13 protein-coding genes are annotated in these 13,873 nt (G+C 37.4%); 11 read left to right on the forward strand and 2 right to left on the reverse strand.

Translation table 11 applies throughout. From position 1 onward, the window contains the following. The first annotated feature begins 128 nt into the window (after positions 1-128). From ACZ5N5_RS07490 to ACZ5N5_RS07505, 4 genes are all read left to right on the forward strand, one after another. Positions 129-1,280: an MFS transporter gene (locus tag ACZ5N5_RS07490; protein WP_109983109.1), complete on the forward strand. Its 1,152-nt coding sequence runs from the start codon at positions 129-131 to the stop codon at positions 1,278-1,280. 146 nt (positions 1,281-1,426) lie between these two features. After that, positions 1,427-2,221, forward strand: a complete 795-nt coding sequence (locus ACZ5N5_RS07495) for a basic amino acid ABC transporter substrate-binding protein (RefSeq protein WP_054789082.1) — start codon at positions 1,427-1,429, stop codon at positions 2,219-2,221. Positions 2,222-2,465: 244 nt separating this feature from the next. Further along, complete coding sequence (locus ACZ5N5_RS07500; RefSeq protein WP_054789083.1) at positions 2,466-3,122, forward strand: amino acid ABC transporter permease; 657 nt, start codon at positions 2,466-2,468, stop codon at positions 3,120-3,122. Continuing rightward, positions 3,119-3,841: an amino acid ABC transporter ATP-binding protein gene (locus ACZ5N5_RS07505; RefSeq protein WP_109983107.1), complete on the forward strand. Its 723-nt coding sequence runs from the start codon at positions 3,119-3,121 to the stop codon at positions 3,839-3,841. Before ACZ5N5_RS07500 ends, ACZ5N5_RS07505 begins: the two co-directional genes overlap by 4 nt. A 166-nt stretch (positions 3,842-4,007) precedes the next feature. On the opposite strand, the gene ACZ5N5_RS07510 is transcribed toward ACZ5N5_RS07505, so the two are convergent. Then, positions 4,008-5,507, reverse strand: coding sequence for a NarK family nitrate/nitrite MFS transporter (locus ACZ5N5_RS07510; RefSeq protein WP_109983106.1), 1,500 nt, complete (start codon positions 5,505-5,507; stop codon positions 4,008-4,010). A gap of 253 nt (positions 5,508-5,760) precedes the next feature. On the opposite strand from ACZ5N5_RS07510, the gene ACZ5N5_RS07515 reads away from it, so the two are divergent. From ACZ5N5_RS07515 to ACZ5N5_RS07525, 3 genes are all read left to right on the forward strand, one after another. Continuing rightward, a complete protein-coding gene (locus ACZ5N5_RS07515; protein ID WP_464373574.1) occupies positions 5,761-6,684 on the forward strand; it encodes a fumarylacetoacetate hydrolase family protein in 924 nt (307 codons plus the stop codon). Positions 6,685-6,994: 310 nt separating this feature from the next. After that, the gene (locus tag ACZ5N5_RS07520; RefSeq protein ID WP_464367298.1) at positions 6,995-8,158 is read left to right on the forward strand and encodes a sensor histidine kinase; all 1,164 of its coding nucleotides are present in this window, start codon (positions 6,995-6,997) and stop codon (positions 8,156-8,158) included. Between the two features lie 9 nt (positions 8,159-8,167). Next, on the forward strand, positions 8,168-8,836 hold the full coding sequence (locus ACZ5N5_RS07525) for a response regulator transcription factor (RefSeq protein ID WP_109983103.1): 669 nt from the start codon (positions 8,168-8,170) through the stop codon (positions 8,834-8,836). A gap of 76 nt (positions 8,837-8,912) precedes the next feature. Here ACZ5N5_RS07525 and ACZ5N5_RS07530 read toward each other — a convergent pair whose 3' ends face one another. Further along, positions 8,913-9,113 carry a hypothetical protein gene (locus ACZ5N5_RS07530; RefSeq protein WP_464373575.1) on the reverse strand — a complete coding sequence of 67 codons (201 nt, stop codon included), beginning with the start codon at positions 9,111-9,113 and terminating at the stop codon, positions 8,913-8,915. A 345-nt stretch (positions 9,114-9,458) separates the two neighbouring features. Between ACZ5N5_RS07530 and argC the strand changes: the two genes are divergently transcribed. Genes argC through ACZ5N5_RS07550 form a run of 4 tightly spaced genes read left to right on the forward strand, consistent with a single transcriptional unit; the run spans position 9,459 to position 13,732 of the window. Then, on the forward strand, positions 9,459-10,496 hold the full coding sequence (argC, locus tag ACZ5N5_RS07535) for an N-acetyl-gamma-glutamyl-phosphate reductase (protein WP_109983102.1): 1,038 nt from the start codon (positions 9,459-9,461) through the stop codon (positions 10,494-10,496). Positions 10,497-10,510: 14 nt separating this feature from the next. Then, on the forward strand, positions 10,511-11,737 hold the full coding sequence (gene argJ, locus ACZ5N5_RS07540; RefSeq protein ID WP_109983101.1) for a bifunctional ornithine acetyltransferase/N-acetylglutamate synthase: 1,227 nt from the start codon (positions 10,511-10,513) through the stop codon (positions 11,735-11,737). A gap of 14 nt (positions 11,738-11,751) precedes the next feature. Then, entirely contained in the window at positions 11,752-12,564 is an 813-nt protein-coding gene (argB, locus tag ACZ5N5_RS07545; RefSeq protein ID WP_109983100.1) for an acetylglutamate kinase, read from the forward strand. Beyond that, positions 12,557-13,732, forward strand: coding sequence for an acetylornithine/succinylornithine family transaminase (locus ACZ5N5_RS07550; protein ID WP_464373576.1), 1,176 nt, complete (start codon positions 12,557-12,559; stop codon positions 13,730-13,732). Before argB ends, ACZ5N5_RS07550 begins: the two co-directional genes overlap by 8 nt. The last annotated feature ends 141 nt before the right edge of the window (positions 13,733-13,873 follow it).

Here is a 13,873-nt window from a genome sequence, read left to right on the forward strand (position 1 = left end):
GTGTTTTGCTGTAAAAATTAGACATTTTTTAAAAGTTGTGAAAATACAAGCCTTTTCTTTAAATACTAGAAGACGTATAATAGTTAGATTAGTTCTTTTGATTAATCAACAAGAAGGGAGCCATTTATATGGCTAGGGGAGAATCGACCGTACCATTAAAAATGCTTTTGTTTTGGTTTCACGGGGCTAATACGATTATCGTAAGCTTTTTACCATTATATTTACAATACTCAGGGTTAGATGGAACGGAGATTGGTTGGGTAATGGCGATCGGTCCTTTTATCGCAATATTTTCACAACCATTCTGGGGTTATATGAGTGATAAGTATCAAACAGTAAAAAAAATACTTCTACTATGTTTGATAGGATTGCTTATTAGTAGTGCGATTTTTTTGCAAATGAAAACATTACCATTACTGTTATCGCTAGGTGCAGTCTTTTTCTTTTTCTCTTCACCTATTGGGGCATTAGGGGATAGCCTGTCACAACGACGAGCAGATCAGCTCGGAATTTCCTTCGGTTCCATTCGAACATGGGGATCGATAGGGTTTGCAGTGTCTTCTCTTCTAGTAGGAGAAATATTAGCTAAAATCGGGGTTCAATATATCTTATGGCCATACATAATCTTCGCTTTCTTAGCATTACTTGTTGCTACAAGGCTAGTAGACGTAAAGGTCGAAACAAGACCAATTCAATTTCAGGATATTGGCTTATTAATTAAAACGAAACCGTTTGTCATATTCCTTGGTCTCATCACGCTTCTTACCATATCACATCGTGCTAATGATAGTTTTGTAGGTATCTATATTGATTCTCTTGGCGGATCGGAGAATTTAATTGGTTACGCATGGTTTGTTGGGGTTGCAAGTGAGGCATTAGTCTATGCAACAGCTGGACTTTGGTTTCGAAGGTATCATCCTTTAATTTTTATTATTGCTGCTGGTATCTTATATTCTATTCGATGGTTCTTCTATGCTAGTTTTGACGAACCGATTTTTATCGTTGGGCTACAATTTTTGCATGGTCTTACTTTTGGTGTATTTTATCTAACCGCATTTCAATATGTGACAAGACTTATTCCCAAACTATTACAATCAACAGGACATCTAGTTTTTGTATCCGTATTCTTTGGTCTATCTGGTATCATTGGTTCATTATTTGGTGGGATGATCATGGATGCATTTGGTGGTGATACCTTGTATCTGTATATGGGTATTTTGACTTCATTAGGGACTCTGTTGTTGTTGCTGTATCATATGTTACCATTTGGTAAAGTATAATATAGAAGTAGTAGTAAGTTATAAGGTAAAACAAGTTTTCAGAATTATTTTAAAATAAAGACTTTAATCAAACTTATTGTAATTGGAAAGAAAATATCATATGATAAAATACTGTCATGTATAAATACAAAACGGAGTGAATATTTATGAATAAATGGATATTAAAAATAGTACCAGTTTTATTGTTAGCTCTTTTGGTAGCTTGTGGTGGGGACGATGCAGAAGGGGATGCGCAGAGTGACAGCCAAACATTGAATGTATTAACTGAATCGGGATTTAAGCCATTTTCTTTTCTAGATAAGGGAGAGGTTGTTGGCTTTGATATTGATTTGATGGATGCATTAATGAAAGAGGCTGGCTACAAATATGAGCTTAAGAATGTCGGTTGGGAATCGATGCTTGCATCTGTCCAGAGTGGTGAAGCTGACCTAGCTATTGCTGGAATTACGATGAATGAAGATCGTAAGCAAACATACGATTTTTCTTCACCATACTTTGAGTCAACACATAAGATTGTATTTCGTTCAGGGGAAAATATAACAAGTGGTGAGGATATTAAGAACGTAAAAGTAGGCGTCCAAACAGGAACAACAGGTGCAGAAGCAGTAGAGAAAATACTAGGTAAAAATCATGAAAATATTGCAAAATACGAATCCAATACGTTAGCATTTATGTCCTTACAATCAGGGGATGTTGATGCAGTAGTGACAGATAATGTCGTAGCAGATGAGTATGTAGCCAATAATCCGGATGCGAATGTTGAAATGATAACAGATCCTGAAACATTTGAGTCGGAATTCTATGGAATTATGTTCCCTAAGGGTAGTGAAGTGAAGGAAAAGTTCGATGCTGCTCTAGAAACATTAATAGAAAACGGAACATATACAGAAATCTATAAAGAATGGTTTGGAGTAGAGCCAGACTTGGAAGGATTAAAATAGTTCTCCATATCAGATAAATAAAGAAAAGCGAGACTTTATAAAGCTCACAATAAAGGCGTAGCGGTTTCGTTGCGCTTTTCTATTTTGTAAATTAAGAAGTATAAAACAGGCACCCAAAGGCGCATTGAAAAACGTCCAGCGCAAGCGTCCAGAAACGGGTGCCCAGCGCTTTTGTTGTTTGTTCAGAAACTTATTCGGGAAACAATAGGATAAATGAAATGAAAGAAAGAAGGAGGTTGAAAAAATGGACTTAAGAATGGACATCGTCGTCGAATATTTCCCTTATTTTATGCAAGGGATGGGTTTAACCATTTTAATGTCTGTTGTTGGGGTACTAATGGGATGTATTCTAGGTTTTTTTATAGCATTAGGAAAAATGTCCTCCATCTTCATCGTAAGGCTACCATTTGTTTGGTATATTAATTTCCTTAGAGGAACACCGCTCTTAGTGCAATTATTTTTATTCCATTATGCTGTTTTACCAACAGTATTAGGTTCCACAACTGCTATTACATCCGTTATGGTAACTCTATCGCTTAACTCTTCAGCATATGTTGCGGAAATCTTCAGAGCAGGTCTCCAGTCAATCGATAAAGGACAAGCAGAGGCAGCTCACTCCTTAGGGATGAATAAATTTCAAGTGATGAGGCATGTTCTTTTGCCTCAGGCATTTAAAAGATCAATACCTCCGCTTGGCAATGAGTTTATTGTCTTATTAAAGGATTCTTCTTTAGGTGCTATGATTGCTGCTCAAGAGATACTTTATTGGGGAAGAGCAGCTGCGGGACAGTACCTACGTGTATGGGAGCCATACATCATGGTAGCATTGATGTATTTAGTTCTAACGTTAAGCTTAACCTATCTGCTAAACTATTTGGAAAGAAGGCTTGATGTGAAATGATCTCTGTAAAGCATTTAAAAAAAAGCTTCGGGAAATTAGAAGTATTAAAGGATATTAACGCGGAAATTAAACAGAGCGAAGTGGTTGTGGTAATAGGTCCATCAGGATCAGGTAAATCCACCTTTTTGCGTTGTTTAAATTTAATTGAATCCATTACAGACGGAACGGTTACAATTGATGGAGAAGTCATTACTGATAAAAGTGTAGACATTAATAAATTGCGTACAGAAGTTGGCATGGTATTCCAACAATTTAATTTGTTCCCTCATAAAACGGTATTACAAAACATCACACTGCCAATGATTACGGTAAGAAAATGGAAGAAAGAAGAGGCAGAGAAAAAGGCGCTTCAACTACTTAAAAAAGTTGGACTTGAGGAAAAGGCAGGGGTTTATCCTGATTCCTTATCTGGTGGCCAAAAGCAACGTGTAGCCATCGCCAGAGCGCTCGGCATGGAACCTAAAATCATGTTATTCGATGAGCCTACCTCTGCCTTAGATCCAGAGATGGTCGGAGAAGTACTAGAGGTCATGAAGGAATTAGCTCAAGAAGGTATGACAATGGTAGTAGTTACACACGAAATGGGCTTTGCTCGAGAAGTTGGCGATCGAGTAATATTTATGGATGAGGGATACATTGTGGAAGAAAATGAACCCCAAAGTCTCTTTCAACATCCACAGCATGAAAGAACAAAGGCGTTTTTGAGTAAAGTATTATAAGTGAAGGGATAACCCGAGTTTAGCCAAGCTCGGGTTATTTCTTTATAAGGTCAGAAAGTATAAAGTTTTTGCAGGAAGAATAGCGACGAAGCTTTTGAAGTCCAAAATATAAGAAAAGCTAACGATCCGCTAAAGGACGTGCGAATATGAGTTTTTCTAAAGTGTTCTACATCGATTTTCGCACTGGTGCAACAATTTGATTAGCTTCTACTAGCTCTTCCTCTGTTAAATAATAGTTTTCTGCGAAGGAGTTCTTTGGCTCGTCTAGCATAAAATAACAGATGATAAAACTAATGATAGCACCTGTTGCCAGCAGAAAAAAGAATTGCTGGGCGCTAACAAAGGTATATAAAGTTAAATATACAGTCGATCCCACATTTCCGTATGCTCCTGACATGCCAGCTATTTGCCCTGTTATTCTTTTCTTTATGAGGGGAATGACGGCAAAGGTTGCTCCTTCCGCTCCTTGAATAAACATGGAAGTAATGATCGTAATGGCGACAGCAAATGCTAATGGCCAGCTCGAATTAATGAACCCCATAAGAAGAAGGCCAATGGAAATACCGATCATATAAACGAGCATAACTTTTCTACGACTTCCTAATCTGTCCGATAACACACCCCCTAATGGCCGTGCAAGTAAATTTACAAAGGCGAAAGAAGAGGCGATGAGCCCAGCTTGTGCCGCCGATAAAGAAAAGGTTAGCTGGAAGAACATCGGGAGCATGGAAACAATAGCAAGTTCCGCTCCAAAATTAGCAAAATAAGTACTATTTAATGCCACTACATTACGGAACTTATAGCGATCCTCCTTAGGCACTCCTTTTTTCAGAATGGGAATATTGATTTTTAAGATGGTATAGAGCTGGTAAAACAGGACAATAAGGATAACTGTATAAACAACATATAATATTGGCTTCGAAATAAACCCTAATCCTTCTAATCTCCATGCACTAATTGCTACTGCTCCGCCTAATGGTAGGGTCCATATCATTAACTGAATTAAGTCGCCCCAGCTACTAACCTCTAATGCAGCAGTTCGCTTAGGCCTGACCAGCTTTTTTCCCTTAGGGGTATCCCGAACGACAAAATAATAGAGGATTCCATATAAAAAGCAAACCACCCCTGTAAATGCGAGGGCGTATCGATAGCCATTATCCCCAGCAAAAACGGTTAACGCCAACCATGGCAATAAAATAGCTGCAGCTGCAGAGCCAAAATTCCCCCACCCGCCATAAATGCCTTCCGCAAATCCGACATGCTTAGGAGGAAACCATTCGGCAACCATCCGAATACCAATCACAAAGCTTGCACCAATACTTCCAAGCACCAATCTTGAAATCATTAATTGAATCCATGTATCACCAAAAGCAAAAATAATAGTAGGTAGTGACATCGTTATAAGTAACCCTGAAAAGACGATTCTCGGCCCCCATTTATCTAACAATTGGCCGATGATAATTCTAGCAGGGATCGTTAACACCACATTACAAATACCGAGAGCTGCTAGGTGTTCTGCCGTGAGCCAATCCATGTTCTCCATCATCGTTGTAGCAAGTGGTGCCATACTGAACCATGCAAAAAAGGAGACAAAAAAAGCAAACCAGGTAAAATGAAGAACCTTTATTCGTTCGCTTTTAAATGAAAACAAATCTTTGATCGTCATGAAAACACTCCCTATAAATAGCTATCTATTTGTCAGACCTGCCAATGGCAGAAGTCTCATTTTATAGTTTGCCATGACTGATTCCCATTTGTCTTAGTAGTTGTAAGAAGGGTTCACATACTTTTTAAAATAAGGGAGGATACAGTGGAAAAATGCTGCATATAATGATGTTGTCCTTTGAAGTAGGTGTTCTTCTTATTCTTTTTCTTTCAATTCCATGATAAGATGATACTAAAGATGGGAGGAGTTAGAGGTGAAGCTGGTAAACTATCGTTTAAAAAATGATTTTTCATTAAACAGGATCGGTATCATGCGTGATGATATGGTGATCGATTTATCAAAAGGCTATGCACAAATGAAATTAAAAGAAAATAATTTAGCGAGTATAGGTGTATTCCCGAGTGATCCAGATCAATTTTATTCCAATGGAAAAGCTATACTAGAAGAAGCAAAAAAGATCGATGCTTTCTTGCAAAAGGAACCACCAGAATACCAATATAAAAAAGAAGAGGTTGTGATAGGGCCTCCTGTACCGAATCCTTCGAAAATTATTTGTGTTGGGACTAATTATGCGGAGCATATAGCGGAGATGAAAGGGGTAGTTCCCGATTACCCAGTGCTCTTTGCTAAATTTAATAATGCTTTAATAGGTCCTGAGGATAGTATTTATAAAACGGATCAAACGGAAAAGTTAGATTATGAAGCAGAGCTTGGTGTAGTAATCGGACAAAAAGCATCCAATGTGAAACAAGAAGATGTTTTCGAATACATTGCGGGATATACAATCGCTAATGATATATCTGCTAGGGACTTACAGAAGCGGACATTGCAGTGGCTACAAGGGAAATCCCTTGATCATACCACCCCTATAGGTCCATATATCGTTACAGTCGATGACATCCCGAATCCAAATCAATTAAATATTAAGTCATATGTAAACGGAGAAATGCGACAATCCTCTAATACGAAGCACCAAATCTTCAATATTCCACATATCGTAAGCTTTATATCAGAACTAATCACACTAGAGCCTGGAGATATTATTTTGACAGGTACTCCAGACGGGGTCGGTATGGGAATGAACCCACCAACATACCTTAAGCTAGGAGATAAAGTAAGAGTAGAAATTGAAGGCATTGGTATGATGGAAAATGAGGTTGTAGCACCAAGGCATTAGCTCACTCTTTTTAAGGGTGAGTTTTTTATTTTACGTTAAGAAAGTATAAAATTTTTGCAAGTAGTAAAGCGATGAAGCGGAAATTTTGAAGTCCAAGGTATAAGAAAAGCTAACGCATTCGCTAAAAGGACGAGCGAATGCGAGTTTTTCTAATCTTACAATAGTGTTTATATTTTACGGATGTGGATGACTTTAGTAATATATTCATAGATATATTTTCCTTTGTCGAGCATATAATGGACAGAAAATAAACACTTCTAACAAGTAAAAAGCCCCATACAGATAGAGCTTTATTAGATAAGGAGGACTTATGGAACAAACCTTTGAAAAGAATATGTCTCATTTCTTTACTGGAGTTTTTCTCGTCTTAATACCTTTATTTATTCTAGATCGCCAGCATCATTTAGAACTACTTTATACACTTGTTGGATTCTACACATTCGTACAAATAGTAAGGGATTACATTTGGAAACTATCCTTAGAAGATACCAAAGGCATATTATTTTTATGCTTCCAGCTTTTAATAGTTTCTATCATTATAAGTGTCGACCAGTCTTTTATCTCACAGGTATACTTACTTGTTTTAATAGGGGAGGTTGTTTTTCACCATCCATTAAAGGTAAGTATTCCGTTTGCTGCCACTGGATATATCACTTTTGTCGTCGGAAAATGGATAGCGTTTGGGTTTCCATCCTTTCAGGAAATAAGCTTTATTATACCTAGGATTACCGAATTCCTTGTGGTCTTTTTGTTCAGTTATATGGTGTCTAAGTCAGTAAAACAAAAGCAAATGCTTGAAGAAGCCTATGAAAAAATTAAAGCATCTTCTTTGAAATTAGAGGAGAACGTGATTATTTCGGAAAGAAGACGCTTTGCTCGTGAAATGCATGATACCATCGGCCATTCTTTTTCCACATCCTTGATAGGATTACAAGCCGTAATCGCTTTATTGGAAACGAATAAAGCAGAAGCGAAAGAAATGCTACAAAAAATACGAGGTAATTTAGATAAAGGGCTACAAGAAGTACGTCAATCTGTTCATTATTTACAGGAAAGTCATTTTTTTATTGATTTTGAAACTGCTGTCCGTGCATTATTAAACGAAACGGTGGAGCAAACAAGTGTTATCATAGATCAAGATTTACAAATTGAAGAAGAATGGATGAAACCAGCTCAGGAAATAGTTATTTATCGTGCGTTGCAGGAAGGTTTAAATAATGGAATTAGACATGGAGGAGCAGATCGTTTTTTCTTAAGTATTAAGACAGAAGAGAATCTTCTCCATTTTCGACTAGAGGATAATGGCTCAGGTATTGAGAAGACAAAAGTGGAAAAGGGCTTTGGCTTAACAGCAATGGAGGAGAGAGTGAAGGAAATAGGCGGTAGCTTTCAGATGGATTATGATAATAGAAGAACAGGACTTGCACTTATCATTGTGTTACCTCGGGAGCAAGTAAACTTTGGAGAAATGTAGGGTGGAATTATGAGTGAAAATCAAGTGAAGTTAATGGTGGTAGATGACCAAAAGCTTATATGTGATGGCCTTTCCGTTGTCCTCAATCAAATGGATAATTTGGAGGTTATAGCAATTGCCAATGACGGTAAAGAGGCTATTGATAAAGCGGAAGAACTACAGCCAGATGTGATATTAATGGATATTCGAATGCCAATAATGGGCGGAATAACTGCAACGAGTATCATCAAAAAAAAATACCCACAAATAAAAATTCTCATGCTAACCACTTTCTCAGATGATGCCTATATTTTAGAAGCATTAAGAAATGGAGCAAGTGGTTATGTATTGAAGGATATGAATGTAGTGGATTTGGCTAAGGTTATCCATCAATGCAATAGTGGACAAATAATCATCCCGCAATCTATTCAGCCCATGCTTATGCAATTATTGCAAAAAACGGAAAGAAACGAAGATCCCTTGTCAGCAATCAGAGAAAAGCTACAATCGAGAAATATTCACCTTACGAAAGCGGAAGCAGATGTACTAAAAGAAATATTAAATGGTAAATCAAATAAGGAGATTTCAGATTCCTTGTTTCTTTCCATAGGAACGATCAAAAATTATACGAGTAAGCTTTATCGAAAGCTTGGAGTGTCGAGTCGTGCAGAGGCAATTATTTTAGTGAAAAACCTATAGCAACCTATACGCTTTAAGGGATTAACAACAACAAGGTTTATGGAATGGCAGCTATGTACTTAAAGCGTTCGTGCTTTTATGTTTTTGACTTCACCAGTGTTTCTTTTAATTGACTATATGTTTTCAGAAAAATGGCTACATCCTTTTTTGAAACTCCCTGAATTTTGGCTAAATAAATAAGCCTTAACCACTCTTGGTCGATTCGTTTTGACTCTAACGAAGGTTGTTTCGATTCCCTTTCCATTTTAACCACTCCATTACGAAAGATAAATTTCATCCTCATCATATCTTTTCTTTCCACTTTAAGAAAGATAACGAAAGTCATTTATTTTATAGAAAAGTCATCTATTCGTCATGAGACATTCGGTTTAATTGAGGAGTCAATTAATATCCAAAAGAACACCTCTTTATGCATATTCATGGATATTTATACAATTACTAAAGCGGATATAAAGAATAAAAAGCTGAAACGATAGCGAAATGATTAAATTTAATTAGGAGTATCTTATGGAAAGCTTTCGAATTTTTTATTCTTTTTTGGAAACATTATTGCATGAAAATACAAAATAGAGTATAATTATAAAATATCACATACGGAAAATTGTATAGGAGGATAACAATCGTGAATGTAGCAATTATTGGTGGAACAGGATATGGTGCGGTTGAATTAATTCGATTTTTATATAATCATCCCAATGTTACATTAACTACTATTATTTCGCATTCCAATAGTGGGACTTCCTTTTCTGAAGTATATCCACATTTATCTGATCTTGTAAATGTAGAGATGGAATCGTTTGATGAAGATCAACTAGCGAAAGAGGTGGATTTAGTCTTTTTTGCTACTCCATCCAATGTTAGCAAACACCAGATTCCTAAATTAATAGATAAAGGGATCAAATGTATTGATTTATCTGGAGACTTTCGCTTAGAAGACCATGAATTATACGAGCAATATTACGGAGAGGAAATGGCAGAAGCTAAATATATAGATCAAGCAGTTTATGGACTAAGTGAAATAAACAATGAGAGCATTAAAGGTGCTAGCTTAATTGCTAATCCTGGCTGTTATCCTACTGCTACGACGTTAGGTTTAATACCGGTTTTAGCAAATGATATGGTCGAACGGAAAAATATAATAATTGATGCCAAAACAGGCGTTTCAGGAGCAGGTAGAAGCTTATCATTGAATACTCATTTTTCAGAAATGAATGAAAATTTCAAAGCCTATAAGATTGGTAATCACAAACATATTCCCGAGATTGAACAAGTATTATCAAAAGCGGCCGAAGAGGAAATTCAAATCACCTTTACTCCTCATATTGTCCCGATGACTCGAGGAATCATGAGTACAATGTATGTTGATTTAAAGGAAAAACAATCGACTAATCAATTGATTGCATTATATGAAGATTTTTACAAGTATCATCCTTTTGTTCGGATAAGGAAAGAGGGAGTTTTTCCACAAACGAAAGAAGTTTATGGTAGCAATTATTGTGATATAGGATTATATGCTGATCAAAGGACAGGAAAGCTTATTATTGTATCTGTGATCGATAATTTAGTCAAAGGTGCATCAGGCCAAGCAATTCAAAATATGAACATAATGAACGGATGGGAAGAAACGACTGGATTAACTCAGTTGCCGATTTATCCATAAGGAGTGGAGAACGAATGTATAACGTACAACAGGAGAATTTTAAGGTATTAGAAAATGGAAATATAGCCACAGCTAAAGGATTTCATGCAGGCGGTTTGCACTGTGGTATACGGAAACAAAAGATCGATTTTGGATGGTTTTATTCTGATGTACCAGCCCAAGCAGCTGGTGTATATACGACCAATGTATTCCAGGCAGCACCGCTTAAAGTAACACAAGAAAGTATTGCAAAAGAAAATAAGCTACAAGCAGTTGTCGTGAATTCTGGAATTGCCAATGCTTGTACAGGTGAACAAGGTCTAACGGATGCCTATGATATGCGGAAGCTTTTCGCTGAAACAGTTGGTGTGGAAGAACATTTAGCAGCCGTCGCTTCTACAGGCTTAATCGGAGAGCTTTTGCCAATGGAGAAAATTCAAACGGGTATTAGTCAAATTCATACAGCCGAACATCAAGGTGCGGAAAAATTCGAAACAGCTATTCTAACAACGGATACACATGAAAAAGGAATCGCCATCGAATTAGAAATAGATGGAGAGAAAGTAGTTATCGGTGGTGCGGCAAAGGGTTCTGGTATGATACATCCAAATATGGCGACAATGCTAGGTTTTGTAACAACGGATGCAAACATTTCGTCAGAGCAATTATCGACTACACTAAAAAAGATTACTAATCAATCGTTTAATATGATCACAGTAGATGGAGATACAAGCACGAATGATATGGTTTTAGTTTTAGCCAATGGCAAAGCAGGTAATCAGCCATTAACAAACGCCCATTCAGATTGGGAGACTTTTTACTCCGGATTAAAGTTTGTTTGTGAGTATTTAGCAAAAGAAATTGCGAGAGATGGGGAAGGTGCGAGTAAGTTAGTCGAGGTAAACGTGGATGGCTCCTTCTCAGATGAATCTGCTCAGGCTATTGCAAAATCGATTATTTCTTCTAATCTTGTAAAAACCGCTCTACACGGTGCTGATGCTAATTGGGGGAGAATTATTACGGCTATAGGCTATAGTGGTCAGTCATTAAATCCTGATAAGGTAAGCATTTATTTAGGAGATATCCTAGTTGTAGAAAACGGTATTCCCCACCGGTTTGATGAAGAAGAGGCCAAAAATTATTTGCTAAAGGATGAGGTGAAAATCCTAGCAAAACTAGGAGACGGAAACGGTAAAGCAACTGCTTGGGGCTGTGATTTGTCCTATGAATATGTCAGAATTAATGCTTCTTATCGAACATAAGGAGGAAAGAAAACGTGAATAAAAAATACGTCGTGATTAAATGTGGTGGCAGTGTATTAGAAAAGCTGCCTCATTCTTTTTATCAAAATGTTGTCGATTTACAAAAGCAAGGCGAATGGCAGCCAATCATTGTTCACGGTGGAGGACCACTTATCTCTAAGCTACTAAAACAAACAGGTGTCCCTACTACATTTGTCAATGGTTTAAGGGTGACAACGCAAGAGGTGCTTGATGTAGTAGAAATGGCGCTGAGTGGTTCTATCAACAAACAGATTGTTAGAAAGCTAGTAGAAGCAGAGGGCAAGGCATTTGGCATCAGTGGTATCGATGGAGGACTGTTAACAGCAAAGCCGGTAGACAATAAGGAGGATATGGGCTTTGTTGGTGAGGTTACGAATGTGAATACCATGATCATCAAGGATTTAGTAGAAAAAGGATTTATACCAATTATTTCTCCGATTGGAATCGATGAGTCAGGTGAGCGTTTTAATATTAATGCCGATATGGCTGCATCTGCGGTTGCCCAGAGCTTAGGTGCAAAGCTTTGTTATATAAGTGATATTCCAGGAATCTACGAAGAAAAAAATGGACAAAAGCATATTTTTCATCAATTGGATCAAGTAAAAGCCAATCAACTCATAGACTTAGGGGTCATAGCAGGTGGCATGATTCCAAAAGTACAGTCAGCGATTAAGGCCTTACATCAACATGTCTTGGAAGTCTCTATTATAGATGGGATAGAACCAGATGGATTATGGCAGTTTATGCAAGGAAAAGAAATTGGTACTAGAATTCTATTAAATAAGGAGGGAAAGAGTCATGTCTGAGAAGGTAGAATTGAACCCAGTTATGAGTACATACGGCCGTTTTCCAATCACATTAGTGAAAGGGAAGGGGAGCTATGTATGGGATAAGGAAGGGAAAAAATATTTAGATTATTCATCAGGTATAGCGACATGTAACTTAGGACACGTTCCTGATGTAGTAGAAAAGGCTGTTCAAGAGCAATTAGGACACCTTTGGCACTGTTCTAATTTATACCATATTCCGTCACAAGACAAGCTCGCACAATTGCTTGTCGCAAATAGTTGTGGAGATCAAGTATTTTTTTGTAATAGTGGTGCAGAGGCAAATGAAGCAGCATTAAAAATTGCTAAAAAATATGCAAAGGATCAATTTCTTAAAGAGATACCACAGATTGTGACATTTAAAAATTCCTTCCATGGACGAACGATGGCCACGTTATCTGCAACAGGTCAGGAGAAAATACATCAAGGCTTTACTCCTTTAACACCAGGCTTTTCTTTCCTGCCTTTTAATGATTGGGATGCACTGGAGCAGTTAACATCGATGAACCCAGATGCTGTTCTCATAGAATTAGTTCAGGGAGAGGGTGGAGTTTTACCTGCCGATAAAGAATGGTTGAAGCAATTGGCAAAGGTATGCTATGATCAACAAATTCTACTTATGGTAGATGAAATTCAAACAGGAATGGGACGAACGGGTACTCTTTTTGCATATGAACAGTATGAAATCGAACCAGATGTGATTAGCTTAGCAAAAGGGCTTGGATCAGGTATTCCAATTGGGGCAATTATTGCCAAGGAGCATGTGGCGAAGGCCTTCAGTCCTGGAACTCATGGTAGTACATTTGGAGGAAATCCGATTGCTACAACGGCGGGAGTTGCAACAGTGACGGAGCTAACGACTACAAACGTTTTGAATGAGGCGAACGAAATGGCTCATGATATTTGGACAGGGTTAGAGAAAATCGCAGCTAAATCCAATACAATCAAACAATTACGTGGTATGGGATTACTAATTGGACTAGAACTAGACCAACCAGCAATTGATTATGTCAATAAAGCTCGGGAAGATTATCAATTACTAGTCATTGTAGCAGGACCGAATGTTTTACGTATTTTACCTCCATTAACGACAACGAGAGAAGAAGTGGATCAATTTTTAGCAATTATGAAGCAGCTGTTTATATAATATGGCATTGAAAAGGAACGCTATCGTAGCAGCATAAACTTAAGTGATAGCGTTCTAGGTGTAACAGAATGGATGAATTGCATGAAGGATAACGGCTCGGCAATTGCCGAGTTTTCTTTATTATGATAAAATAATTCAGAA

This window comes from Gracilibacillus sp. JCM 18966, assembly GCF_055392695.1.

Excerpts from the sequence above, each read along its gene's own strand:
- ACZ5N5_RS07490 (WP_109983109.1), top strand. The coding sequence starts at position 129 with ATGGCTAGGGGAGAATCGACCGTACCATTAAAAATGCTTTTGTTTTGG.
- ACZ5N5_RS07495 (WP_054789082.1), top strand. The coding sequence starts at position 1,427 with ATGAATAAATGGATATTAAAAATAGTACCAGTTTTATTGTTAGCTCTT.
- ACZ5N5_RS07500 (WP_054789083.1), top strand. The coding sequence starts at position 2,466 with ATGGACTTAAGAATGGACATCGTCGTCGAATATTTCCCTTATTTTATG.
- ACZ5N5_RS07505 (WP_109983107.1), top strand. The coding sequence starts at position 3,119 with ATGATCTCTGTAAAGCATTTAAAAAAAAGCTTCGGGAAATTAGAAGTA.
- ACZ5N5_RS07510 (WP_109983106.1), bottom strand. The coding sequence starts at position 5,507 with ATGACGATCAAAGATTTGTTTTCATTTAAAAGCGAACGAATAAAGGTT.
- ACZ5N5_RS07520 (WP_464367298.1), top strand. The coding sequence starts at position 6,995 with ATGGAACAAACCTTTGAAAAGAATATGTCTCATTTCTTTACTGGAGTT.
- ACZ5N5_RS07525 (WP_109983103.1), top strand. The coding sequence starts at position 8,168 with ATGAGTGAAAATCAAGTGAAGTTAATGGTGGTAGATGACCAAAAGCTT.
- ACZ5N5_RS07530 (WP_464373575.1), bottom strand. The coding sequence starts at position 9,113 with ATGAAATTTATCTTTCGTAATGGAGTGGTTAAAATGGAAAGGGAATCG.
- argJ (WP_109983101.1), top strand. The coding sequence starts at position 10,511 with ATGTATAACGTACAACAGGAGAATTTTAAGGTATTAGAAAATGGAAAT.
- ACZ5N5_RS07550 (WP_464373576.1), top strand. The coding sequence starts at position 12,557 with ATGTCTGAGAAGGTAGAATTGAACCCAGTTATGAGTACATACGGCCGT.